21 protein-coding genes are annotated in these 23,843 nt (G+C 66.4%); 11 read left to right on the forward strand and 10 right to left on the reverse strand.

What is annotated here, in order from left to right; all coding sequences use genetic code 11:
• Positions 1–9: 9 nt before the first annotated feature.
• The 5 genes from cyoD to ACQY78_RS13715 all read right to left on the reverse strand — a co-directional run bounded on the left by cyoD (position 10) and on the right by ACQY78_RS13715 (position 4,250).
• Positions 10–321, reverse strand: a complete 312-nt coding sequence (gene cyoD, locus ACQY78_RS13695; RefSeq protein WP_428686231.1) for a cytochrome o ubiquinol oxidase subunit IV — start codon at positions 319–321, stop codon at positions 10–12.
• Positions 321–920 carry a cytochrome o ubiquinol oxidase subunit III gene (gene cyoC, locus ACQY78_RS13700; RefSeq protein WP_428686232.1) on the reverse strand — a complete coding sequence of 200 codons (600 nt, stop codon included), beginning with the start codon at positions 918–920 and terminating at the stop codon, positions 321–323. Before cyoC ends, cyoD begins: the two co-directional genes overlap by 1 nt.
• Entirely contained in the window at positions 917–2,890 is a 1,974-nt protein-coding gene (gene cyoB, locus ACQY78_RS13705) for a cytochrome o ubiquinol oxidase subunit I (protein ID WP_428686233.1), read from the reverse strand. Before cyoB ends, cyoC begins: the two co-directional genes overlap by 4 nt.
• Before the next feature lie 3 nt (positions 2,891–2,893).
• The gene (gene cyoA, locus ACQY78_RS13710; protein ID WP_428686234.1) at positions 2,894–3,730 is read right to left on the reverse strand and encodes a ubiquinol oxidase subunit II; all 837 of its coding nucleotides are present in this window, start codon (positions 3,728–3,730) and stop codon (positions 2,894–2,896) included.
• A gap of 139 nt (positions 3,731–3,869) precedes the next feature.
• On the reverse strand, positions 3,870–4,250 hold the full coding sequence (locus ACQY78_RS13715; RefSeq protein WP_428686235.1) for a hypothetical protein: 381 nt from the start codon (positions 4,248–4,250) through the stop codon (positions 3,870–3,872).
• Between the two features lie 205 nt (positions 4,251–4,455).
• Here ACQY78_RS13715 and ACQY78_RS13720 point away from each other — a divergent pair, with 205 nt between their 5' ends.
• A complete protein-coding gene (locus ACQY78_RS13720) occupies positions 4,456–5,625 on the forward strand; it encodes an acetyl-CoA acetyltransferase (protein ID WP_428686236.1) in 1,170 nt (389 codons plus the stop codon).
• A gap of 5 nt (positions 5,626–5,630) precedes the next feature.
• On the forward strand, positions 5,631–6,587 hold the full coding sequence (locus tag ACQY78_RS13725) for a hypothetical protein (RefSeq protein ID WP_428686237.1): 957 nt from the start codon (positions 5,631–5,633) through the stop codon (positions 6,585–6,587).
• A 158-nt stretch (positions 6,588–6,745) separates the two neighbouring features.
• On the opposite strand, the gene ACQY78_RS13730 is transcribed toward ACQY78_RS13725, so the two are convergent.
• Both ACQY78_RS13730 and ACQY78_RS13735 read right to left on the reverse strand, forming a co-directional pair.
• Positions 6,746–7,543 (reverse strand): SDR family NAD(P)-dependent oxidoreductase, encoded by a 798-nt coding sequence (locus tag ACQY78_RS13730; RefSeq protein ID WP_428686238.1) that lies wholly within the window; start codon positions 7,541–7,543, stop codon positions 6,746–6,748.
• Between the two features lie 47 nt (positions 7,544–7,590).
• Complete coding sequence (locus ACQY78_RS13735; RefSeq protein ID WP_428686239.1) at positions 7,591–8,016, reverse strand: VOC family protein; 426 nt, start codon at positions 8,014–8,016, stop codon at positions 7,591–7,593.
• A gap of 66 nt (positions 8,017–8,082) precedes the next feature.
• Between ACQY78_RS13735 and ACQY78_RS13740 the strand changes: the two genes are divergently transcribed.
• Positions 8,083–8,721, forward strand: coding sequence for a TetR family transcriptional regulator (locus tag ACQY78_RS13740; RefSeq protein WP_428686240.1), 639 nt, complete (start codon positions 8,083–8,085; stop codon positions 8,719–8,721).
• On the opposite strand, the gene xdhB is transcribed toward ACQY78_RS13740, so the two are convergent.
• A complete protein-coding gene (gene xdhB, locus ACQY78_RS13745; protein ID WP_428686241.1) occupies positions 8,654–10,972 on the reverse strand; it encodes a xanthine dehydrogenase molybdopterin binding subunit in 2,319 nt (772 codons plus the stop codon). The two genes, ACQY78_RS13740 and xdhB, sit on opposite strands and share 68 nt — an antisense overlap.
• Positions 10,969–12,357, reverse strand: a complete 1,389-nt coding sequence (gene xdhA / locus ACQY78_RS13750) for a xanthine dehydrogenase small subunit (RefSeq protein WP_428686242.1) — start codon at positions 12,355–12,357, stop codon at positions 10,969–10,971. Before xdhA ends, xdhB begins: the two co-directional genes overlap by 4 nt.
• Positions 12,358–12,437: 80 nt before the next feature.
• On the opposite strand from xdhA, the gene ACQY78_RS13755 reads away from it, so the two are divergent.
• The 8 genes from ACQY78_RS13755 to ACQY78_RS13790 all read left to right on the forward strand — a co-directional run bounded on the left by ACQY78_RS13755 (position 12,438) and on the right by ACQY78_RS13790 (position 20,275).
• Entirely contained in the window at positions 12,438–13,337 is a 900-nt protein-coding gene (locus ACQY78_RS13755; protein ID WP_428686243.1) for a polysaccharide deacetylase family protein, read from the forward strand.
• A gap of 1 nt (position 13,338) precedes the next feature.
• A complete protein-coding gene (locus ACQY78_RS13760) occupies positions 13,339–14,262 on the forward strand; it encodes a polysaccharide deacetylase family protein (protein WP_428686244.1) in 924 nt (307 codons plus the stop codon).
• A gap of 4 nt (positions 14,263–14,266) precedes the next feature.
• Entirely contained in the window at positions 14,267–15,601 is a 1,335-nt protein-coding gene (locus ACQY78_RS13765) for an MmgE/PrpD family protein (RefSeq protein WP_428686245.1), read from the forward strand.
• A gap of 17 nt (positions 15,602–15,618) precedes the next feature.
• Positions 15,619–16,845 carry an ABC transporter substrate-binding protein gene (locus tag ACQY78_RS13770; RefSeq protein ID WP_428686246.1) on the forward strand — a complete coding sequence of 409 codons (1,227 nt, stop codon included), beginning with the start codon at positions 15,619–15,621 and terminating at the stop codon, positions 16,843–16,845.
• Positions 16,846–17,028: 183 nt separating this feature from the next.
• Positions 17,029–17,901 (forward strand): branched-chain amino acid ABC transporter permease, encoded by an 873-nt coding sequence (locus ACQY78_RS13775; RefSeq protein ID WP_428686247.1) that lies wholly within the window; start codon positions 17,029–17,031, stop codon positions 17,899–17,901.
• Positions 17,898–18,860 carry a branched-chain amino acid ABC transporter permease gene (locus tag ACQY78_RS13780; RefSeq protein WP_428686248.1) on the forward strand — a complete coding sequence of 321 codons (963 nt, stop codon included), beginning with the start codon at positions 17,898–17,900 and terminating at the stop codon, positions 18,858–18,860. The genes ACQY78_RS13775 and ACQY78_RS13780 overlap by 4 nt, the downstream gene beginning before the upstream one ends.
• Entirely contained in the window at positions 18,853–19,581 is a 729-nt protein-coding gene (locus tag ACQY78_RS13785; RefSeq protein WP_428686249.1) for an ABC transporter ATP-binding protein, read from the forward strand. The genes ACQY78_RS13780 and ACQY78_RS13785 overlap by 8 nt, the downstream gene beginning before the upstream one ends.
• Entirely contained in the window at positions 19,574–20,275 is a 702-nt protein-coding gene (locus ACQY78_RS13790; protein WP_428686250.1) for an ABC transporter ATP-binding protein, read from the forward strand. The genes ACQY78_RS13785 and ACQY78_RS13790 overlap by 8 nt, the downstream gene beginning before the upstream one ends.
• Positions 20,276–20,287: 12 nt before the next feature.
• On the opposite strand, the gene ACQY78_RS13795 is transcribed toward ACQY78_RS13790, so the two are convergent.
• Positions 20,288–23,770 carry a hypothetical protein gene (locus tag ACQY78_RS13795; RefSeq protein ID WP_428686251.1) on the reverse strand — a complete coding sequence of 1,161 codons (3,483 nt, stop codon included), beginning with the start codon at positions 23,768–23,770 and terminating at the stop codon, positions 20,288–20,290.
• Between the last annotated feature and the right edge of the window lie 73 nt (positions 23,771–23,843).

A 23,843-nucleotide genomic window follows, 5' to 3' on the forward strand; every position in this document is an offset into this window, starting at 1 on the left:
CGCCGCCGGCTAGAGCAGCATGCGGCTGTGCAGGTCGAACATGATCCAGAAGCTGCCGCCCACCATGATGAACAGCAGAAGGCAGGTGAAGACCAGCGCCAGGATGTTCTCGCGCGGCGTCGTGGTGAAGTTGATGTGCAGGAAGAAGCGCAGGTGGACCAGCACCTGCAGCACCGCGGCGATGCCGATGACGAGCAGCGTGCGCTGCGGCGGCAGAGCGTGCGTGTAGACCAGCCAGAACGGAACGGCGCTCAGGACGACCGCCAGCACGAAGCCGATCAGGTAGGAGCGCAGCCCGTGCGAGGTTTCCGGACGTTCCATCACAGCAATCCCGGCAGGTAGACGATGGAGAAGATGCCGACCCAGGCGATGTCGAGGAAGTGCCAGAAGAGGCCCAGCCGGTGCAGTCGCGAGGCGACCGGCATCGAGAGACCCTTCAGCGCGACCTGGGCACCGAGGACCACGATCCAGATCAGGCCCATGGTGACGTGCACGCCGTGCGTGCCCACCAGCGTGAAGAAGGCCGAGAGAAAGCCGCTGCGATCCGGGCCGGCGCCCTTGGCGATCATACCGGCGAACTCGCGCACCTCCAGGAACACGAAGCCCGCGCCCAGCAGGAAGGTGATCGCCAGCCACGCCAGCACGGCGCCGCGATTGCCCGCCTTCACCTGGAGGCTGGCGAAGCCGAAGGTCATGCTGGAGACCAGCAGCAGGGCCGTCTCGATGGCGGCATTATCGAGCTCGAAGAGCTGCTTGCCCGTCGGACCGCCGGCGGTGCCGGGGATCATGATGGCGTAGGTCGCGAACAGCAGGGCGAAGATCACGGCATCGCCCATCAGGTAGAGCCAGAAGCCCAGCGCCCGCTGCTCGTGGACCTCGATCTCTTCCCGCTCGTGCTCACTCATGGGGGCGACGCTCATGGCCGGCTCCCCATGACGCGAAAGCGCTCGTCCTCGATGGCCTTCACCTCGGCCGCGGACATGGTGAACTCCTGATCGTCGTTGGAGGAGCGCACGACCACGGCGGCGAACATGACGAGGCCGGACGCCAGGACCAGCCACCAGATGTGCCAGACCATGGCGAAGCCCAGGACGAAGCCGAAGGCGCCCAGGATCACGCCGATCGGCGTATTCGAGGGAATGCGGATCGCCTCGTAGGCGGCCGGCCGCTGATAGGCGGTGCCCTTCTCCTTCATCTCGAGGAAGGCCTCGCGGTCACCCACCGTCGGGAGCACCGCGAAATTGTACGGCGGCGGCGGCGAGGACGTGGACCATTCCAGGGTGCGGCCGTTGAACGGATCGCCGGTGAGGTCGCGCGTCTTGTTGCGGTCGCGGATCGAGACGTAGAGCTGCATCACCATGCAGCCGATGCCGCACAGGACGATCACGGCGCCCGACATGGCGACCAGCAGGTAGGGCTGCCAGGTCGGGTCGTTGTAGGTCTCCATGCGGCGCGGCATGCCCTTCAGGCCGAGCAGGTAGAGCGGCATGAAGGCGAGGTAGAAGCCGATGATCCAGCACCAGAAGGCGCCGAGACCCCAGCCGCGGTGGAAGGCGAAGCCGAAAACCTTTGGGAACCAGTACATGTAGCCGGCGAGGTAGCCAAACAGCACGCCCGGGATGATCATGTTGTGGAAGTGCGCGACCAGGAAGGTCGTGTTGTGCATCAGGAAGTCGGCCGGCGGGATGGCCAGCAGCACGCCGGTCATGCCGCCGATCACGAACGTCACCATGAAGCCGATGCTCCACATCATCGACGGGTGGAAGTCGATGCGGCCGCGATACATGGTCAGCAGCCAGTTGAACACCTTCACGCCGGTGGGCACGGCGATGATCATCGTCATGACGCCGAAGAAGGCATTGACGCCGGCACTGGAGCCCATGGTGAAGAAATGGTGCAGCCAGACGGTGAAGGACAGCACGCCGATCGCCGCCGTTGCATAGACCAGCGATTCATAGCCGAACAGGCGCTTGCGCGAGAAGGTCGACACGACCTCGGAGAAGATGCCGAAGGCCGGCAGGATCAGGATGTAGACCTCCGGATGGCCCCAGATCCAGAACAGGTTGACGTAGTTCATCATGTTGCCGCCATGCGCATTCGTGAAGAAGTGCATGCCGGCGAGGCGGTCGAGGGCGAGCAGGCCGCAGGCCACGGTGATGGCCGGGAAGGCGAAGGCCATCAGGACCGAGGCGACCAGCGCGGTCCAGACGAAGGGCGTCATGCGCATCAGGGTCATGCCCGGCGCGCGGCGCTTCAGGATCGTCACGATGAAGTTGATGCCCGACATGGTCGAGCCGACACCGCTGATCAGGATGGCCCAGATCCAGTAGTCGACGCCGACGCCGGGATTGTACTCGATGCCCGAATAGGGCGGATAGCCGGTCCAGCCCGCGGTCGAGAACTTGCCGATCACCAGCGAGACCATGACCAGCGCCGCGCCGGCCGCGCTCAGCCACAGGCTGACGGCGTTCAGCCACGGGAAGGCCACGTCCCGCGTGCCGATCTGCAGCGGCACGATGATGTTGATCAACCCCGTCATGAACGGCATCGCCATGAAGAAGATCATGATGGTGCCGTGCGAGCTGAAGATCTGGTCGAAATGCTCGGGCGGCAGGTAGCCGCCGCCGTTCAGCGCCATCGCCTGCTGGGTACGCATCATGATGGCGTCGACGAAGCCGCGCAGCAGCATGATCAGCGCCAGCACGACGTACATGACGCCGATGCGCTTGTGGTCGACGCTGGTCAGCCAGTCGGTCCACAGATACTTCCAGGCCTTGAGCCAGGTGAGCACGATGGCCACCAGCAGCGCGCCGCCCACGGTGACGAGGGCGCCGCCCGCGGCGATGGGGCTGTAGAACGGCAGGGCCTCGATCGTCAGTTTGCCGAACATCCGCTATCTCCGGACCGGCGCGGAGTGCGCGTGGCCGCTGTGCCTGTATTTGTCGATGATCGAATCGAACAGCTTGGGCTCGATCGCCGAATAGTAGGTGATCGGGTTGGCGCGGCTCTTGGCAGCCAGCGCCGGGTAGGTCGTGGCGTCCAGCCGCGTGCCACCCTGCTTGGCGCGGGCCACCCAGGCGTCGAAATCGGCCTGGCTCATCGCCTGGACCTCGAAATGCTGGTCCGAGTAGCCGCCCCCGCTGTACTGGCTGTTGCGGCCAACGAAGGTGCCGGGCTGGTCGGCCAGCATCTGCAGCCGGGTCTGCATGCCGGCCATGGCGTAGATCTGACCGGCGAGCTGCGGCACGTAGAAGGAGTTCATCACCGTGTCGGAGGTGATGCGCAGGCTGACCGGACGGCCGGCCGGGAAGACGAGCTGGTTCACGACGGCGATCCCCTGCTCGGGATAGATGAACAGCCACTTCCAGTCCTGCGCCACGACCTGCACGTCGAACGGTGCTTCCTTCGATTCCAGCGGACGGTAGGGATCGAGCCGGTGAGTGCTGCGCCACAGCAGCACCGCGACGGCGATGACGATGACGGCGGGGATCAGCCAGGTGAGGGCGTCGATCCTGACCGAATTGGCCCAGGTCGGCGCGTACTTGGCGTTGGTGTTGGAGGCGCGATACCTCCAGGCGAACCACAGGGTGAGGACGATGATCGGAACGATCACGAGCATCATCACGCAGAAGGCGTCGAACAGGAGATTCCGCTCGGCGAGCGCGACCGGCCCCTTGGGGTCGAGAACGGCTGCGTGCTTAAGGTCGCAGGCGGCCGTCAACAGGGCCAAGGTGGCCGCCGACGCCGCTCCCCGCCATCGAGTTACAGCCAGCCTCACGCTCTCCCGCCCCGATTTTTCATATCTCGGGCAGACTGAGGCTAGCTCCTGTAATGAGCAACCGTTCTTTTGTTACGTTCTGGTCTTCGAATCAGGTCTTCTGGCCGGCCGGCGCGGGCGTCGAGGCCGGCGGCGCTTTGCCGGCCGGGTCCTTCGCCGTGCAGACATCGGCGCGCAGACGGTCCTTCAAAGTGGCGATCTGGTCTTCGATCTGCTTGTTCGCGAGCTTCTGCTTCTCGATCTGCTCCTCGAGCGCCTTGACCTGCGCGGCGGGTCCGGCAGGTGCGGGGGGCGCCGGCGGCGCCGGCAGCTGGACAGCCACGTTCACGATCGGCCGGTAGAACAGGTACCAGCCCAGCCCCAGCCCGGCCGCGAGCAGGAAGAATCCGCCCAGCAGCCCGCCCATGATCCAGGGCCAGCGCGGCGTGGACTGCGCGGGGGTCGAACGCTCGGGAGGCGGAAGGTCGGCCATGTACCAGTGAGGCTCCGGTTGAGGGATGCAGTCAATACCCGCCGCGCGGCGGAATTTGGGCGCCGCGCTGACCGTGCGGAGGCTCCTGCATCGCCCTCTTGCGCGATCCGGTCCGGCATATAAGTGTATATGCACATAATGGCGCCCTCTCGACCGGCCCTACGGCCGCGTCTAGGGTCGCCGCCACGAACCAAGGAGACATTCCATGACCGCGTGCATCGTTGGCTGGTCCCACGGCAAATTCGGCAAGCTCGATGGCGAGACCAGCGAGTCGCTGATCGTCAAGGCGGCGTCCGAGGCGATCGCCCATGCTGGCATCGAGCCGAAAGACGTCGACGTGATCTACGTCGGCAACATGAACGGCGGGTTCGTGCGGCAGGAATTCCACTCCTCCCTGGCGCTGCAGGCCCATCCCGACCTGCGCTTCAAGCCCTCGACCCGGGTCGAGAATGCCTGCGCCACCGGCTCGGCGGCGATCCATATGGGCCTCAACACCCTGGCCGCCGGCAAGGCGCGCTTCGTGCTGGTCGTCGGCGTCGAGAAGATGACCGAACTCAACTCCACGCAGGCAGGCGAAGTCCTGATCAAGGCTTCCTACGTCGCCGAGGAAGCGACCATCGAGGCGGGCTTCGCCGGTATCTTCGGCAAGATCACTTCGGCCTACTTCCAGCGCTATGGCGACAAGTCCGACGCGCTCGCCAAGATCGCGGTCAAGGCCCACAAGAACGGCGCCAAGAACCCTTATGCGCACTTCCAGAAGGAGTTCGCCTACGAGTTCTGCCGCACGCCGTCGGACAAGAACCCGTTCGTCGCCGGCCCGCTGAAGCGCACCGACTGCTCGCCCGTCACCGACGGCGCCGCGGCGGTGATCCTGACCGACGTCGGCACGGCGCTCGGCATGAAGCAGGCGATCGCCTTCCGCGCCGCCGAGCACGTCAACGACTTCCTGCCGATGAGCCGCCGCGACATCATCAAGTTCGAGGGACCGCAGCTCGCCTGGCAGCGGGCGCTGAAGTCCGCGCATCTCGACCTGCTCGACCTCTCCTTCGTCGAGAGTCACGACTGCTTCACCTCCGCCGAGCTGATCGAGTACGAGGCGATGGGATTGACGGCGCCGGGCGAAGGCGAGCGCGCCATCCACGAAGGCTGGGTCGAGCGCGACGGCAAGCTGCCGGTCAACGTCTCGGGCGGCCTCAAGGCCAAGGGCCATCCGGTCGGCGCCACCGGCGTCAGCATGCACGTGATGTCGGCGATGCAGCTCTCGGGCACCGCGCCGGAAGGGCTGCAACTGCCGAACGCCAAACTCGGCGGCGTGTTCAACATGGGCGGCGCCGCCGTCGCCAACTATGTGAGCATCCTCGAGCCGCTGCGCTAGAGAGCGTGCGCGCCGTCGGCCGTCGCGAGAGCGACGCCATTCTCGGGGCCATGCGCCAGGTGGCGCTGGCCGGCGGGCGTGCGCTCAGTTACGCCGACACGGCGAGCCTCCTGGCGGCCGGCCATTATCTGCTGCGCCGCCGCGATCTCGTCGACCTCGGCACCCTGCCGCCGGTCGAACCAGCCGACCTCGTCGCGGCGTTGACGGAACGCGTGCTGGCGGAAGAGGCGGTGAAGTATCTCGCCGTCATGGCGATGGTCGACGGCACACTCGATCGCGGTAAGCTGAGGCGCGTGCTCGAATACTCCCGCGCCCTAGACATCGAGGCCGACTATCTCACCGACCTCGTCGAAGCGGCCTCGGGCCATCTCGCCTGGGCCGCCGCCGACATGTGGCGCAAGAACTTCGACAGCGTGCTCAGCCGCTCCTCAGAGGGCCTCGATCCCAACACCTGGATCCGGCCCTATGCCGGCACCAACGCCGATCCCGCCCTGCTCGCGCGCTACGAGGCGCTGGGCCGTCTGCCGCAGAACAGCTTCGGCAAGGCGCTGTGGGACTTCGACAAGACGAATTTCTATCCCTTTCCGGGCGATCCGGCGGCGCTCAACGCCGCCTTCGGCACGGCGCACGATTCGACGCACGTGATCTCGGGCTACGACACCAGCGCGCGAGGCGAGCTGCTGGTCTCGACCTTCACGGCCGGGATGCATCCGATCAATCCGATGAGCGGCCACATCCTGCCGGTGATCTTCTTCTTTCACTTCGGCGAGCAGCTGAACGACGTGGGCCACGCCGGCAAGGGCGGCCTCGATCCCGACGAGTTCTGGCACGCCTGGGCACGCGGCGCCGAGATGACGGCCGACCTGTTCGACCCGAAGTGGAGCGTCTGGGACTGGGTCGAGCACGACCTCGACGAGCTGCGCCGCCGCTGGAACGTGACGCCAGCAGGCAACCGGCGCTAAACTTTGCGCTGCGAGTTCACCCGCACCACCTCATCCTGAGGAGCACGCCGTAGGCGTGCGTCTCGAAGGATGGGCAACAGGCGCAGTGCTCGTGCCCATGCTTCGAGACGGCTGCTGCGCAGCCTCCTCAGCATGAGGTTGGTGCTGATTGTCGCTTCCTAGACCACCGGGCTTGCGCCGCCGTCGACGTTGATGGCGACGCCGGTGATGAAGGAGCCGGCATCCGAGCAGAGGAAGCAGGCCATGCGGGCGAATTCCTCGGCCTTGCCCATGCGGCCGAGCGGGATGCGGCCCTTGGCCATGCCGGCCAGGAACTCCTCGTAGGTCTTGCCCTCCCCGGCCGGCCCCTTGTGGCGGCGCTGCCACTGGTCGCTCTCGATCAGGCCCACCAGCATCGCGTTGACGAGGATGTTGTCCTTGGCGAGTTCCTGGCTCATCGCCTTGGTGAGCGCCAGGCCCGCCGCGCGGCTGACGCTGGTCGGCGTCGAGTTGGCGGTCGGCGCCTTGGCGCCGATGTTCAGCACGTTGACGATGCGGCCCCACTTGCGCTCGCGCATGCCGGGGATCGCCGCGCGGCTGAGACGGATGGCGGCGAACAGCTTGAGGTCGAGGTCGCCCTGCCAGTCCTCGTCGGTCACGGTCTCGAACGACTTGGCGTGGCTGATGCCGGCATTGTTCACGACGATGTCGACCTTGCCGAACTCGGCCTCGATCTTCTTGAACGTATCGGCGATGGGCGCGGCCTTCGCGACGTCGCAGGAATAGGCCTCGATCTTGATGTTGGCCTTGCCCGCAGCCTTCTGCACCTCGGCCTTGGCCGCAGTCAGCGCGTCCTGCTTGCGCGCCAGCAGGGCCACCGACGCGCCCGACGCCGCGAACTCCTTGGCCATGGCGAGGCCCAGGCCCGTGCTCGCGCCGGTGATCACGGCCACGCGGCCATCCATACGTACGTCCATCTTGTCCTCCCGAAAGTTTCAAAATCGGGCGACACCATATCCATCGATCAGCGGGGCAGCGAGTCCGGCGCGTATTGCTGGGCGAACTCCGCGCTGGGCGGAATCGGCTTGATCACGTCGATGGCGATGCCGTTGGGATCCTCGGTGATGAAGTGCCGCTGGCCGAACGGCTCGTCGCGCAGCGGAAGATGAATCTTCAGTCCAGCCGCCTGCGCCCTGGCATAGAGCGCATCGACATCGTCCACCTCGACGTTCACCAGCACGCCCGACGCCTTCTTGCGGAACGGCGCGGGGATCGTCTCGTGGCGATAGTCGAGGATGGCGAGGTTCGCCTTGTCCGAGTCCGTGCCGGTCAGGTGGACGTACCAGTCGACCTCGAAGGCGCGGCGGAAACCGAAATTCTTTTCCCAGAAGGAAGCGGTGCCGGCGACGTCGTCGGTGCAGAGCACGGTGTAGAACTCCCTGAGCTGCATTGCTCTCTCCTCTGTGGCCATTTACCTACAATCGGTATGCTGGCGATTTAGATACAGGTTGTATGTATGTCAAGACCCCGGACCCAGGCGGAGCGGTTGGCCGTCACGCGCGCCACGCTGCTGCGGGAAGCGCGGCTGATCTTCGCCGCCTCCGGCTACGACGCGGCGGCGACCGAGGAGATCGTGCAGCGGGCCAAGGTGACGCGCGGCGCGCTCTATTATCACTTCAAGGACAAGCGGGCCGTGTTCGAGGCCATCGTCGAGGAGGTGGCGAGTGAGATCGCGGCGGCGATCGACAAGAGGGCGGAGCCCGCGGGCGACCCGCTGCAGGCGTTGATCGAGGGCACGCGCGCCTTCCTCGATGCCTGTCTCGATCCCGCCGTGCGCCGCATCTACCTGATCGATGCGCCCGCCGTCCTGGGCTGGCATCGCTGGCGCGAGCTCGATGCGCCGCACGGGCTGCGCTCACTGCGCGAGGGCGTGGCGGCGGTGCTGGCGGCGCGTCCGAATCCGGGCCTCGGCGTCGAGCCGGTCACGTTCCTCCTGTCGGGCGCCTTCAACGAAGCCGCTCTGTGGGTCGCCGAAGCCGGGGACGAGAAGACCGCGCGTCGCGAGATGGACCGCACGCTGGTCCAGCTCATGGAGCGGCTGTTCGGGTCTCCCGCCGAACCTGCTCGACCGCCGCGAGCACGCGCTCGGGCGTAGCCGGCGCGTCGAGCCGTACCGGCACCTTGCGTTCGCCCACCGCGCCGATCGCATCCTTGAGCGCCGTCCACACCGCGGTCGCCAGCATCAGCGGCGGCTCGCCGACCGCCTTGGAGCGGAAGATCGTCGCCTCGCGCGACGGCGCATTGTCGAGCAGCCTGACATTGAACACCGGCGGCACGTCGCGGCTGCCGGGGATCTTGTAGGTCGACGGTCCCGCCGTGCGCAGCCGGCCTTTGGCGTCCCACCACAGTTCCTCGCAGGTGAGCCAGCCCTGCCCCTGCACGAAGGCACCCTCGATTTGCCCGAGGTCGATGGCGGGATTGAGCGATTCGCCGCAATCCTGGACGAGATCGGCGCGCAGCACGCGGCTCTCGCCGGTCAGCGTGTCGATCGCGACTTCCGCCATCGCCGCGCCAAAGGAGAAATAGAAGAACGGCCGGCCATGCATCGCGACGGGATCCCAATGGATCTTCGGCGTCTTGTAGTAGCCGGTCGCGGAGAGCGAGACGCGACCCAGCCAGCAGAGCTTGGCGAGCTCGCCGAAGCTTAGCACCTGATTACTGCCGGGCCTGGCGATGCGCACGTTGCCATCGGCGAATTCGATGTCGGATTCGGCCACGCCGAAATGCTCGGCGGCAAAGGCCACCATGCGGCTGCGGATCGTGTTCGCCGCGTCCCACGCCGCCCAGCCGTTGAGGTCCGAGCCCGTCGAGGCCGCGGTCGGCGAGGTGTTGGGCACCTCGGCGGTCGAGGTGGCGGAGGGCCGGATGCGCTCGACATCGACCTTGAAGACCTCGGCTACCACCTGGGCCACCTTGATGAACAGCCCCTGGCCCATCTCGGTGCCGCCATGGTTCAGGCGAATCGAGCCGTCGGTATAGACATGCACCAGCGCGCCGGCCTGGTTCATGTGCGGCAGGTTGAAGGAGATGCCGAACTTCAGCGGGAAGAGTCCCAGCCCGCGCTTCAGCACCGGGTTCGCCGCGTTGAAGGCATCGATCTCGGCGCGCCGCCGCTCGATCTCGCCGCCGGCCTTCACTTCGGCCCAGCAGCGCTCCAGATGATTCTCGTCGACCTTCTGACCGTAAGGCGTCTCGTCCCGGCCCTCGGCATAGAAGTTGAGCGCGCGCACGTCGACGGGATCGTGCCCGAGATGAAGCGCGATCCGGTCGAGCGCATCCTCCATCACCACGACGCCCTGCGGCCCGCCGAAGCCGCGGAACGCCGTGTTCGACTGCTTGTTGGTGCGGCAGGCATAGCCGACGGCCCGGAAGTGCGGGATCCAGTAGGCGTTGTCCGTATGGGTGAGCGCCCGCGTCACGACACCGGGAGTCATGTCGAGACTCCAGCCGGCATCGGCCGCCAGCACGGCGTCGAGCGCCAGCACGCGGCCCTCGTCGTCGAAGCCCACCGTGTAGCGATAGTCGAAACCATGGCGCTTGCCGGTCGTCAGCATGTCGACCTCGCGCGGCAGCCGCAGCTTCACCGGCCGGCCGGTATGGCCCGCCGCGACGGCCGCCGCGGCCGCCACCCAGGAGGCGTTGCTCTCCTTGCCGCCGAAGCCGCCGCCCAGGCGGCGCACCACCACCGTCACCCGGTTGAAGTCGCAGCCCAGCAGCCGGGCGCAGACATGCTGGACCTCGGTCGGATGCTGGGTCGAGGAATGGACGGTGATGTCGCCGTCCTCGCCGGGCAGCGCGACGGCGATCTGGCCCTCGAGGTAGAAATGCTCCTGCCCGCCGACGCTGAATTCGGCCGTGAGCCGATGCGGCGCGCCGGCCAGCGCCGCCTCCGGCTCGCCGCGCACGATCGTGGCCGGCGCCTGCACGTAGGACTTGCGGGCCAGTGCCGTCGCAATGTCGAGGACCGGCTCCTCGGCCTCGATCTCCACCACGACCTTTTCGGCGGCCGCCCGCGCGGCGTCGAGGCTCTCGGCAACGACCATCGCCAGGGTCTGGCCGGCAAACTCGATCCGGTCGACGGCGAACAGCGGCTCGTTCTTGCCGATGGCCGCGATGTCGTTCCGGCCAGGAATGTCTTGCGGCCCCAGCACCGCCACCACGCCCGGCATCGAAGCGGCAGAGGCTGTGTCGAGCCGCACGAGCTTGCCGCACGCGATCCGGCTCAGGACCAGGGCGCCGTGCAAGGTACCCGGCGGCTCGGGCATGTCATCGATATAGAGCGCCTGCCCTGTGACGTGCTTCAGGGCGCTGTCGTGACGCTGCGCCGTATGGACCTTGCCGCTCACAGCGCCTCGACCTCCAGCACGCGCCCCGGCTCGGCGAGGCGCAGTTCCAACCGTCGCAGCAGGTTGGCCGCGATCTGCAGGCGATAGGCGGCCGAGCCGCGCCAGTCGTCGAGCGGTTTGAAGTCCTTCTCGATGGCGGCAATCGCGGCCGCAAACCCGTCCGTCAGCAGGGCCGCCTCGGCCGCGGGAGCGCGGCGCGGGGTTGCCGCCATGCCGCCGAACGCCAGCCGCGCATCCTCGATCCTGCCGTTACGGATGCGCACGCGGTAGGCACCGGCGACGGTCGAGATGTCCTGGTCGCGACGCTTGCTCACCTTGTCGCAGTGGAAGGTCTCGCCCTCCCACAGGCGCGGCATCGAGAGGCTCAGCATGATCTCGTCGGGCGCCAGCGCCGTCTTGCGATAGTCGAGGAAGAAAGCGTCGAGCGGGATTTCGCGGGTGCCCCGCTTCGACACCAGCGTCAGGCTGGCTTCCAGCGCCAGCAGAACCGGCGGCATGTCGCCGATCGGCGAGGCCGTGCCGATATTGCCGCCGATGGTGCCCATGTTGCGGATCTGTCTCGATCCCAGCCGCGAGAGATAGGGTCGAAGGGCGGGAAAGGCTTCGATCAGGGTCGGCGCAGCGGCTTCATAGGTGGCTGCGGCGCCGATCGTGATCTTGTCCGCGGTCGCAGAGATCGCGGCCAGTTCAGGCACGTGCACGAGATGGATCACCGCCTTCGGCGGCTTGCGCTCGCGGCTGGCCAGCAGGCCGAGATCGGTACCGCCGGCCAGCAGCAGCGCTTCGGGATGGGCGACGCGCAGGGCCAGGAGCTCCTTGAGGCTTCGCGGCGCGAAGAAGGCGCCATCGAAGGCAATCGACGTCGTTCGCGGCGCTACGGGAGAGGGTGCGGGCGGCGGCTCGACGGCGAGGCCGGCGATCCGGGTCATCGCCTCGACGATCGGCCGGTAGCCGGTGCAGCGGCAGAGATTGCCCGCCAGCGCTTCGTGGATTGCTTCGGGGTCGGCCGTGCCGCCGTTGCTCGCATGGGCCAGCGCCGACATGACGAAGCCGGGCGTGCAGAAGCCGCATTGAGTGGCATCGGCTTCTGCCATCGCCGTCTGGACCGGATGCGGCCCGCCGTCGGCGCCCTTCAGCCCCTCGACCGTGCGCACCGACTGGCCGTCGAGCTGGCCCAAAAGGACGATGCAGGAATTGACCGCGTCGCGGCGGCCTTCGCGTTCCAGCACCACGGTGCAGGCGCCGCAATCGCCTTCCGCGCAGCCCTCCTTGGTGCCACGCAGGCCGCGTTGATCGCGCAGCCAGTCGAGCAGGGTCGTCATCGGCGGAACGCCGACGATCTCCACGTGCCTGTCATTGAGGGTGAACCGAACGTTATCCGCCATGCGAACAGGATGCTGGGCGTTGAAGTACAACGCAACACGTGTTGCACTCGGCATGCCAACCCAAGAAAGAAAGTGCCCGGATGGACCCCTATCGATTCGGCTATTCCCCCATCGTCGAACGACCGAAGCTCTCCTGGCCCAACAATGCCCGCGTCGCGGTCTGGGTCTGCCCCAACATCGAGCACTACGAATACCTCCCTGCAGAGGTCCGCGTGCGCAACCCGTGGCCGCGCGTGCCGCATCCCGATGTGCTGGGCTATGGCGGCCGCGACTACGGCAACCGGGTCGGCCTGTGGCGCATGTTCGAGGTGTTGGACAAGCACAGCATCCGCTGCACCGTCTCGCTCTCGATGTCGGTGATCGAGATGTATCCCGAGATCCTCGAGGCGATGGAAGCGCGCCGCTGGGAATATATGAGCCACGGCTACTTCAACACGCGCTATCACTGGGGCTACAGCGAACAGGAAGAGCGCGAGGTCATCGAGCACAGCAAGGCGACCCATCTGCGGCTCACCGGCCGCAAGCTGCGCGGCTGGTTCTCGCCGGCGGTCTCCAACACGCTGAACACGCCCGATCTCGTGAAGGAAGCCGGTCTCGATTACTTCTGCGACTTCTATCACGACGACCAGCCGACACCTCTCGCCACCAAGCACGGCCCGCTCATCCACGTGCCCTATTCGATGGATCTCAACGACGCGATGATCTACCGCCAGCCGGTCGAGGCCGAGGAATTCGCGCAGATGATCATCGACCATTTCGACACGGTGTATCGCGAGGGCGGCGAGAACGGCCGCGTCATGTGCCTTGCGCTGCATCCCTACATGATGGGCGCACCGCACCGGCTGAAGCATCTCGACCGGGCGCTGTCCTATATCCGCCAGCACAAGGATGCCTGGGTCTGCACCGCCGAGGAGATCCTCGACTGGTATGTCGCGAACGGGCTGAAACCCTATCAGCAGCATCTCGGGAAGGAGGCGTGACATGAGCACCGTTCCCAAGAACCCGCCGCCGCTGCCCGCCGGGATGGACAATCCCTGGTACGACTACGCCCCCTATCCGAAGCGGCCGAAGCTCAACTGGCCGCGCAACGCCCGCGTCGCCTTTTACGTCGTGCTCCATCTCGAATATTACGAGCTGCTGCCGCCCGACGGCGTGGTGAGGGATAGCCGCTTCACCGGCGAGTTCGGCACCTACCATCCCGACTACCGCACCTGGACGCAGCGCGAATACGGCAACCGCACCGGCATTTTCCGCGTGCTCGACGTGCTCGACCGCTACCAGATCCGGGCCGGCGTGGCCGTCAATGCGATGGCGGCCGAACGCTATCCCTTCCTGATGGAGCAGTTCCGCAAGCGGAACTACGAGATCATCGGCCACGGCGTCTCGGCCAACCGCATCATCAGCTCGAAGATGAGCGAGGCGGAGGAGAAGGAAGAGATCGCGACCTCGATCGCGGCCATCGAGAAGGCAACCGGCGCGGCGCCCAAGGGCTGGCTCGGCCAGGAATATGGCGAGAGCCAGCGTACGCCGAAGCTGCTGGCCGAGGCGGGCCTCGACTATGTCCTCGACTGGCCCAACGACGACCAGCCCTATGCGATGCATGTCGGCGACGGCGCCAAGTTCGTCTCGCTGCCGAACCAGCCGGAATGGGACGACGTGCAGCAGCTCTGGCTGCGGCGCATCAACACCACGCGCTATCCCGACATCGTGGGCGACGCTTTCGAGCTGCTGCATCACGAGGGCGGCCAGGTGTTCAACCTGTCGATCCATCCCTGGCTGATGGGCATGGCGCATCGCATCAAGTATCTCGACGAGGCGCTGCGCCGCGTCGAGCGCTTCGGCAACGTGTGGCAGGCGACGCCGGGCGACGTGGCGAAGCACTATCGCGAAACGATGATGGGCTGATCGCGTGACCACGTTCTGGCTCGATACGCTCGCTGAGTTCATCGCGGACTTCCGTTTCGACCAGCTTCCGGCCACCACGGTCGAGCAGACCTCCTACGTCATCCTCGACACGGTCGGCGCCATCGTGGGCGGCGCGGCCGAACCCGAGATGCAGGCCCTTACCGCCAAGCTCACCGTCAGCCCGGTCGGCGAAGCCGCGGTAATGGGCACCGGCAGGACGGCCGTTTCCGCTGCTGCCGCCTTCCTGAACGGCACCGCCGGCACCTTCCTCGAAATGGACGAGGGCAACCGCTTCGCCAAGGGCCATCCCTCGATCCACGCCCTGCCCGCCGTGTGGGCGATGGCCGAGATCAAGGGTCTCTCCGGCAAGGCGGCGATGGAGGCGCTGGTCCTGGGCTACGAGGTCGGTGCACGCATCGGCATCGCGGCCTCCCTGCGCCCAGACATGCATCCGCATGGCACCTGGGGCACGGTGGGCGCCGCGGCCGCCGTCGCCAAGCTGCTGGGCTACGACGCGGCGCGGATTCGCGAGACCATCAACGTGGCCTCCTCGCTGACCCTCGCCAGCTCCAAGCGCACGATGCTGGAGGGCGGCACGGTACGAAACGCCTATGCCGGCATCTCGAACCGCATGGCGCTGATGGCGATCGATCTCATCGAGGCGGGCTTCATCGGCGAGCACGACGGCCTTTCGAGCGTGTTCGGCAAGGTCGTCTCGGAGCGCTTCGACACGGCCCGCATGATCGACGGGCTCGGCCGCGACTGGCAGATCGACCAGAACTATTTCAAGCTCCATTCCTGCTGCCGCTACAATCACGGCGCGCTCGACGCGCTCGACATCCTGCTCGCGCAGGAAGCCGTTACCGCCGACGCGGTCGAGCGCGTGGATGTGGCGAGCTACCTCTACGCCGCCGAGCTCGACGACCAGGCACCGCGCAACACGCTGGCCGGCAAGTTCTCCGTGCCCTTCGCGGTGGCTACGCGCCTGGTGCGCGGCTCCTCGCGGGTCGAGAATTTCACCTGGGACGCCCTGCGCGACGAGCGGGTGCTGGCCCTCGCCCGGCGCGTCTTCGTGACCGAGGACAAGGCGATGACGGCGAAGCTGCCGGAGTTCCGCCCGGCACGGGTCGATCTCAGGCTACGCGACGGCCGCACGCTCACCGCCGCAGTCGAGAGCAACCGCGGCGACGACCGCGATCCCTATTCGCGCGACGAGCTTACGGGCAAGTACTTCTCGCTCGCGGCACGGATGTTGCCTCACGAAGTCGCGGATGAAGTGCGTAAGAAGATTCTGGCTCTGGATAGCATCGCCGACATACGCTCGATCTTCGCTCGTTGATCTGCCGGGAGGGTTTCATGACCAAGCAACGGACGCAGGCGGTTTCACGCCGGACCTTTCTGGCGGGAGGCACCGCGCTGGCGACCGGCGCGATTGGCGCCCCCGGACTGGTCGGCGCCCAGCCCGCCGCCGTGAAGATCGGCATGATCCATCCCGTCACCGGCTTCGTCGCCTATAACGGCCAGCAGAGCCGGCTCGGCGGCACGATGGCGATCGAGGACGTGAACAAGGCCGGCGGCATCAAGTCGATGGGCGGCGCCAAGCTGGAGGCCTTGCTGGGCGACAGCCAGTCCAAGGTCGAGGTCGGCGTCAGCGAAGTCGAGAAGATGAACGAGCAGGGCGTGGCGGCCTATATTGGCTGCTTCCAGAGCCCGGTCGGCATCGCCGCCAGCCAGGCTGCCGCGAAGTACGGCACGCCCTTCCTGGTGGATGTCGGGGCCTCCGACCTGCTGATGAGTCGCGGCCTCAAGAACGTGTTCCGCCTGAAGCCGGGCTTTGGCGTCTGCGTCGACGACGGAATCGCCTCCCTGGGAGCGCTGAACAAGGCCGCCAACAACATCGCCAAGACCGCCGTGATCGTCCACGAATCGGGCGAATTCGGCACCGGCACGGCCAAGCTGCTCGCCACGAAGCTGCCCTCGATCGGCATCGCGGCGAAGGAGCTGATCGCCCACGACAATCCGACGCGCAACTTCGACAACATCGCGCTGCGCATCCGCTCGCTGGCGCCCGACATCGTCATGATGTCGAACTACGGCAACGAATACATGCTGCTGGCGCGCACGCTCTACCAGCAGAAGGTGAACGTCGCGGGCTTCTTCTCGATCCTGGGCGGCGGCTTCAACTACAAGTTCGTCAAGGAGATGCCCGACGTCTCCCAGTACATGATGGACGTGAACCACTGGTACAACCCCAAGAGCCCGCAGGCCCAGGCGCTGAAGAAGCGTGTCGAGGCGACCGGCGCGCTGTTCACTTTCGAGGTCTACCTCACCTACACCAACGTCATGCTGCTGGCCGATGCGCTGGAGCATGCGGGTTCGGCCGACAAGGAGAAGCTCATCGCGGCGCTGGCCGCCTCGACCTTCAAGGCCGAACTGATGCCCTACGGGCCCACGAAGTTCGTCGACGGCCAGAACCAGGGCGGGCGTCCGGCGACCATGCAGTCTCTCAAGGGCGACATCGAGGTGATCGCCCCCGAGGAATTCGCCTCGGCCAAGGCGGTGTTTCCCAAGCCGAAGCTCTAAGGCCTTCCGGGTGATATCGAATCGCCTCCGACTCGCCAACAAAGACCTCACCCTGAGGAGCGAACGCAGTGAGCGTCTCGAAGGGTGGGCACGAGCACCGAGTCTGCTGCCCATCCTTCGAGACGGCCCTTCGGGCCTCCTCAGGATGAGGAGTAAACCTGTAACCGAAAGAAGCTAAGGGACGTGTTCGATCCCGCCTTTCTCCTCGCGGGCGTCCTGAACGGCCTTCTGGCCGGCGGCATCTACGTGCTGGTCGCCGTCGGCCTCACGCTGATCTACGGCGTGCTGCACATCATCAACTTCGCCCATGGCAGCCTGCTGATGCTGGCCATGTATGCCGTCTTCTATCTCTGGCGCCTCATCAGCATCGATCCCTATGCCGCCCTGCCGGTGGTGATCGCCGGCGCCTTCGGCTTCGGCTTCGTGCTCTACCGCCTGCTGATCGGGCGCTACAATCACGGCCGCGACGAGAACATCCTGTTGATCACGCTGGGCCTCTCGATCGTGATCGACAATGTCGCGCTGCTGTTCTTCGGCGGCGACACGCAGACCATCGACGTGCCCTACGCCGGCACCTTCGTCGAGATCGGCGCCGCCTTCCTGCCGCTGCCCAAGATCATCTCGTTCGGCGCCTCGCTGGTGATCTGCGCGGCGCTCGGCCTCTACATGGCGAAGAGCGACATGGGCAAGGCGATCCGCGCCGTCGCCAAGGAGAGGCAGGGCGCGCGCCTGGTCGGAATCGATGTCGAGAACGTCTTCGCCGTCTCCTACGGCATCGGCATCGCCTGCCTCGGCGCCGCGGCCTGCCTGCTGATGCCGACCTATTACGTGACGCCCTCGTCGGGTCACGCCTTCGTGCTCGTGGCCTTCACCATCGTCGTGCTGGGCGGCATGGGCAGCTTCGCGGGCGCGGCGGTCGGCGGCTTCATCATCGGCATCACCGAATCGTTGGGCGGCCTGTTCCTGGGCGAGCAGCTCGGCCAGATCGGCATCTCGCTGATCTTCATCCTGATCCTGCTGCTGAAGCCCACCGGCCTGTTCGGGAGCAAGGCGTGAGCCGCGTCGCCCTCCTGTGCATGCTGGGCCTCGCGGCGGCGCTGGCCTATCCGCTGCTGGTGCCGAACTACCTCGTCACCCTGGGCATGCTGATCCTGTTCACCGCCTTCATCGGCCAGTCGTGGAACATCGCCGGCGGCTTCGCGGGTCAGACCTCCTTCGGACATGTCGTGTTCTTCGGCACCGGCGCCTATACCTCGACCATCCTGCAGGTGACCTATGGCTGGAATCCCTGGGTCGCCTGGCTCGCCGCCATGGCAGCCGGCGGGACCGTCGGCTGGATGATCGCCGTGCTTTCCTTCAGGGCCGGGCTGCGCGGCTCCTACTTCGCGCTGATCACGCTGGCCTTCGCCGAGGTCTTCCGCATCCTCGCCAACTCCGTGCCCTTCACCAAGGGCGGGCTCGGCATGCTGATCAAGGCCGATCCGCGGCCGATCAACTTCCAGTTCAAGGACCCGATCTGGATCTACTATCTCGCCCTGCTGCTCTGCATCGTCTCGCTGCTGATCGCCTGGCAGCTCACGCGCAGCCGCTTCGGCGCGCGGCTGGTGGCGATCCGCGAGAACGAGGATGCCGCGCGGGCGCTGGGCATCGACGTCTTCGCCGAGAAGGTGAAGGTGCTCACTCTGTCGGGCGCGATGTGCGCGGCCGGCGGGACCTTCTATGCCCAGAAATACCTCTACATCGATCCCGGCATCGCCTTCGGCGTCGACAAGTCGGTCGAGATGCTGCTGGTCAGCATGGTCGGCGGCGCCGGCACGATCTTCGGGCCGCTGATCGGCTCGTTCACCCTGATGGGCATCAACGAGGTGACGCGCTGGCTGGCCAGCGTCGTGCCGGCCCTCAAGAACGTCCAGCCGCTCAGCCTGATCGTCTACGGCATCATGCTGATCCTGATCGTGGCGCGACTGCCCGACGGGCTGATGAGCCTGTTTCGGAAAAAGCCGCGCCATGCTTGAGGTGCGCGGGATCTCGAAATCCTTCGGCGGCCTCAAGGCTGTCGACAGCGCCTCGCTCGACGTGGCGCCGGGCGAGATCGTGGGCCTGATCGGGCCCAATGGGGCGGGCAAGACGACCCTGTTTGCGACCATCGCCGGCTTCCACCGGCCCGACGCCGGCACGGTCTCCTTCGAAGGCAAGCCGATCACCGGTCTGGCCCCGCATCGCGTCTGCGCGGCCGGCATGGTCCGTACCTTCCAGATCACCCAGCCCTTCGCCGGCATCAGCGTGCGCGAGAACATCATGGTCGGCGCCTATCTGCACACTGCCGACCGTCGCCTGGCCGCGCGCGAGGCCGAGGCGGTGGCCGCTCTGGTCGGCATGAAGGACCAGCTCGAGCAGCGTGGCGCCGACCTCACCGTCGCCGGCCGCAAGCGGCTCGAACTCGCGCGCGCTTTGGCGACCGGGCCGCGGCTCCTGCTGCTCGACGAGGTGATGGCCGGACTCAACCCGACGGAGATCGTCGAGATCGTGAGTGTCATCAAGAACATCCGCGCCTCCGGCGTCACCATCCTGCTGATCGAGCACGTCATGCAGGCGGTGACCTCGCTGACCGAGCGCGTCTACGTGCTGAACCAGGGCCGCATGATCGCCGAGGGCACGCCGGCGGCCATCGCCGACGACGAAGCCGTCATCGAAGCCTATCTCGGCCACGGCGCCGCCAAGGTGCTGCGTGCTTGAGGTCGCGGCCCTGCGCGCGGGCTACGGCGCCATCGAGGTGCTGCGCGGCGTCGATCTCACGGTCGGCGCGGGCGAGATCGTGGCGCTGCTGGGCAGCAACGGCGCGGGCAAGTCGACGCTCAACAACAACGTGTCCGGCCTCTACCGGCCGCGCGGCGGCTCGATCCGCTTCGACGGCGAGGAGATCACGGGCGCCTCCTCCATGCGCATCGTCGAAGCGGGCCTCGTGCAGGTGCCGGAAGGTCGCCGCGTCTTTCCCACCCTCTCGGTGCGCGACAATCTCGAACTCGGCAGCTATCGCCGCGGCAAGCCCCACCGTGCCGCCAACCTGGAGCGGGTGCTGGAGACCTTTCCGCGCCTGCGCGAGCGTCTCACCCAGTCCGCCGGCACCCTCTCGGGCGGCGAGCAGCAGATGCTGGCGATCGGCCGCGGCCTGATGGGCGAGCCGCGGCTGCTGATCCTCGACGAGCCCTCGCTCGGCCTGTCGCCGCTGCTGGTCGAGGAGATGTTCGGCCTGATCGGTCAGCTCAACCGGCAAGGCCTCGCGATCCTGCTGGTCGAACAGAACGTCGTGCAATCCCTCGCGATCGCCCACCGCGCCTATGTGCTGGAGAACGGCCGCATCGCGCTGTCAGGCAGCGCCGCCGACCTCGCCCGCGATCCCGATCTGCGCCGCAGCTATCTCGGTCACTGACTTGCCCAACCGCTAAGGCGCCGTGCCGACATCACCGCTGAAGACCAGGTCCGGCCCGATCATGCGGATCTTGAACCTGTAGACATGGCCCTCCTCAAAGGGATCGTCGATCTTCAGCACGACGCCGGCCAGGGTCGTGACGCCCAGAATGACGATGTCCATCGGGTCGATATCGCCGAACTTGCCTTTGAACTCCGAGAGCAGCTTGGCGATCGCACCCTGCTTCGTGGAGTCTTCGACTTCCTTTTCGAGGATCTGAGGCTGCACGCCGATATGGGCGACCCGGTTGGCATCGAGCTTGTAGCGCGCCGAATCGGTGGGATCGGCATAGTCCTCCCGGACCTGCACAGTGATCTCGAAACTGCCATCGTCGTCGATCTTCTCGAAGACGAGGCTGCGCTGGCCGGAGTCTGGCGCACCGTTGGGGATACCTTCGCTGATCGACGGTGTGCCGTCCGCCTTGGGATCCTGCGTGACCCTGCCCCAGACGCTATTGATGCCGTCGAAAGCGTTGAAGTGACTGAAGGTAAAGACGATGCGCGCACGGCCCGTCGGGTTGGTGTCGCTCTTCTCGGGTTGCGGCTTGGGCACCGGCACAGGCTTAGGCGTGCTGGGAGGGACACCCGTCGGGACATCCGGCGGCTTCACGGGATCGGGATCCTTCGGGCCGGGGTTCGGCGTCGGCGTCGCCTCCGGCTTGGGCTGACCCTGCGCGGCGATCATCGCATCCTGGACCTGGCCGATCTTCGTTGCCTTCTCGCCGGCCGACAGTTCCGGACTGTTGCGGATCGAATCCATGGTGGCGCGGCCTGAGGTCACCGCCTCAAGCGCCTTGTTGGTCATGCTCGTCGTGTTGTTGGCGAGATTTTCGAGGAACGAGCCCAGCTGGGCCATCCCGGACATGTCGCGGAAGGCGCCCAGCGAGCCCAGCAGGTTGCCGGCCACGGAGAGCCCTGTCGGCGCGGGCTGCGCCGACGGATTGACGATGTTGATGAGGCTGGGCGGCATCGGCGTCGGAGTGACGCCCTCCTCGGCGCCGTTGGTGCGCGACTCGGTCGACAGGGGGTTGATCTGCGGGCCGGCATCCGGGATCGGCGAACTCTGCCAGTCCCAGAAGCGCGAGGAGTCGATGATCTCCGAGGCATTGCAGTGGCCGAGCTTGGCCTCGCCGAAGATGCCGCGCGTCGGCAGGGTGACGAGCTGCTCGACATATTCGGCGAACTCCGGCACGCCCTCCTCGATGTTGAACAGGCCGTTGACGAAGTCTTCCTGGCCCTCGTTGACCGGCATGATGAGCTGGCCGTTGTCGACGTCGTAGAGCGTATTCTCGACGACATCGAACAGCGGCCGTCCGCTGATGCCGAGCTCGCGCATGTTGCGGTAACGCTGCTCCTGCGTTTCACCCAGCCAGACCGCCGAACTGTAGTAGCCGGTATTCTCCTCCAGGTGCTCGAGCGCGGCTTCCATGGCGTCGAGCTGCGCATCCGTCATCAGGTCGTCGGCCGAGCGCGGTGGCGCGTTGAGTTCGGTGGCGGCAACCGTCGTGCTGCCGCCCACCGGCACCGGCGAGTCGGGCGGCGTGCCCTCGAACAGCACCCAGTTGATGTTGTTGCGCCAGGTTGCGAGATGGAGAAAGGCCACATCCCACGGCGCATCGGAACTGGGGCCGACGATCGGCGCATCGCTGTTGACCAGGCGGACCTGGTAGAGGTCCTTCCAGAGGATGCGCCGTGCCGGCTTGAAGGAGGCCGAGAATTCCTTGCCGGGTTCGAGCTTGGGATCCCGATCGGTGCGAAACGCATCTGTCGATAACAGGCCGGTGACGCCGCCGGCCAGACCCGTTCCGACGCGAGGGTCGGCCACCGTCACCCCGATCTCCTCGCCGCTTGCGAGGACCAGCCGCGGCTTCACGAAATCCTTCGGCGCACCGGTACCGGAACGGAAGATGATGGTGATATCGCCGACCTCGAAGAAGTCGCTCGGCCGACCGAACTCCTCGTCGCGCTCCTTCTGACGCTCGATCTTGCGATCCAGCGCGCGATAGCGCTCGACCTCCGCGAGGCCCGTCGCAAACCGCCGATCCAGAAGATAGCGTTCGAGGACGGGGCGATGTCGGGAGATCACATCGAGGTCGCTGAAATCGAGCGGTGCGCGCTGGACATAGAGGACTGTGCGCCGCGCCGTCGAGCGTGTGACCAGCCGATTGTGACTTAGCACCTCGTAGTAAAGCAGCGTCAGCGCATGGCTGTGATTGTAATTGGCGACGATGCGCGTGCGCGCCGTCGCGCTCTCCGCCTCGTTCGACTGGATGACGACGGTCGAACGCAACTCCCGCACGGCGCTCGAGGCCTGGTGGAAGCTGTCGCTCAGTTCCTGCACGGTCTCGCCCTGGACGCTGCGCGTGCCCTCGCTCTTGGAGCCCGAGCCGCCGAGCGAGAAGATGCCGCTGGCCGCCCCGGCTCCCCCGAATGAGAATATTCCAGTCGAGCCCTGGCCTGAGCCGCCGCCTGCACCGGAGCCCGCAGTGCCGGCCATCACTGCGCTCCCTTTCTGTTTTTCCTTCACGACCATTTCGACGGTCTCGCTCACCGTGCGATCCTGCGTCTGGTCGTGTACCAGCGCTTCGCTGACCTTGGTGTCCTCGTCGCGCGAGGTCCGGTCGGAGCGCGACCAGTCGATCACCGCGAGCTGGATCCTCTCGCCGGGCGCCAGCGGCAGGCTGTAGGCGATCTGGCCCAGCGAATGGCCGATCGGGAACCACTCCGTCGCGAGTTCGACGGCAATGCCGGGCCGCACTTCGCCATGTTCCTTGCGGCCCGAGAGCGGAACATAGGGCTTGCCCTTGGCCGGCGTGATGCGCACCGAGCGGCGGAAACGATACAAGCGGCTGGAGAGGTTGCCCGGCAGCATCGTCTCGCAGCCGTCCTCGCCGATCAGCAAGGTACCCGACAGCGAGAAGGAGCTCGGCGACAACCGCCAGTCGAGGATACTGGGGGTCTGCAGGCTGGTGCCGGCGAAGTCGGTGTTGCGGCCTTCCAACATGCCGGCATCGATATCGACACGCGCCACGATATAGTCTGGCGCGATGTCGCCGCGCGCCAGCACGTCGTAGGCGAGCCACGGATCGCCGAAGGGCAGGAGCGTGAGCGCCGTCGCCACGAACTCGACGGCGCCACGGCCGTCGGCCAATTGTTTCTGCGCCCCCGTGCCGATCTCGTCGAGATAGGTCTGTGCGCGATCGAACACACCTTGCGACCGCACACCGGCGAGATCGAAGGAGGCATAGCCTGCGTGATCGCTGATCAGCACGCCGAGCGGAATGACGATTCCTTTGCGGGCCTTTGCGCGCTTCGCCACGTCGCCAGCAACGATGTTCTTTTCGTGATCTTGTAGGGACGACGCGGGAAAGACCTTGTCCAGATCGGCAGGCGCCAGCGTAAGCAGGCCGTAGAGCGGAACGTTGCGCAACGCCGCGCCGATATCGACGCGACGCACGAACACACTCAATTGCCGGTAAGGGAACGCGAAGCGGAACGGAATATCTTCCGTGCTCCGCTGAAATTGTTTC

The organism is Reyranella sp. (assembly GCF_965279625.1).
In the GTDB taxonomy this organism is placed as follows: Bacteria; Pseudomonadota; Alphaproteobacteria; order Reyranellales; family Reyranellaceae; genus Reyranella.

What these genes read in the sequence shown, in the direction of transcription:
- ACQY78_RS13755 (WP_428686243.1), top strand. Translation starts at nt 12,438, where the DNA reads ATGGACCCCTATCGATTCGGCTATTCCCCCATCGTCGAACGACCGAAG.
- ACQY78_RS13735 (WP_428686239.1), bottom strand. Translation starts at nt 8,016, where the DNA reads ATGCAGCTCAGGGAGTTCTACACCGTGCTCTGCACCGACGACGTCGCC.
- ACQY78_RS13715 (WP_428686235.1), bottom strand. Translation starts at nt 4,250, where the DNA reads ATGGCCGACCTTCCGCCTCCCGAGCGTTCGACCCCCGCGCAGTCCACG.
- cyoC (WP_428686232.1), bottom strand. Translation starts at nt 920, where the DNA reads ATGAGCGTCGCCCCCATGAGTGAGCACGAGCGGGAAGAGATCGAGGTC.
- ACQY78_RS13720 (WP_428686236.1), top strand. Translation starts at nt 4,456, where the DNA reads ATGACCGCGTGCATCGTTGGCTGGTCCCACGGCAAATTCGGCAAGCTC.
- ACQY78_RS13740 (WP_428686240.1), top strand. Translation starts at nt 8,083, where the DNA reads ATGTCAAGACCCCGGACCCAGGCGGAGCGGTTGGCCGTCACGCGCGCC.
- ACQY78_RS13770 (WP_428686246.1), top strand. Translation starts at nt 15,619, where the DNA reads ATGACCAAGCAACGGACGCAGGCGGTTTCACGCCGGACCTTTCTGGCG.
- ACQY78_RS13760 (WP_428686244.1), top strand. Translation starts at nt 13,339, where the DNA reads ATGAGCACCGTTCCCAAGAACCCGCCGCCGCTGCCCGCCGGGATGGAC.
- xdhA (WP_428686242.1), bottom strand. Translation starts at nt 12,357, where the DNA reads ATGGCGGATAACGTTCGGTTCACCCTCAATGACAGGCACGTGGAGATC.
- cyoB (WP_428686233.1), bottom strand. Translation starts at nt 2,890, where the DNA reads ATGTTCGGCAAACTGACGATCGAGGCCCTGCCGTTCTACAGCCCCATC.
- ACQY78_RS13730 (WP_428686238.1), bottom strand. Translation starts at nt 7,543, where the DNA reads ATGGACGTACGTATGGATGGCCGCGTGGCCGTGATCACCGGCGCGAGC.
- cyoD (WP_428686231.1), bottom strand. Translation starts at nt 321, where the DNA reads ATGGAACGTCCGGAAACCTCGCACGGGCTGCGCTCCTACCTGATCGGC.
- ACQY78_RS13785 (WP_428686249.1), top strand. Translation starts at nt 18,853, where the DNA reads ATGCTTGAGGTGCGCGGGATCTCGAAATCCTTCGGCGGCCTCAAGGCT.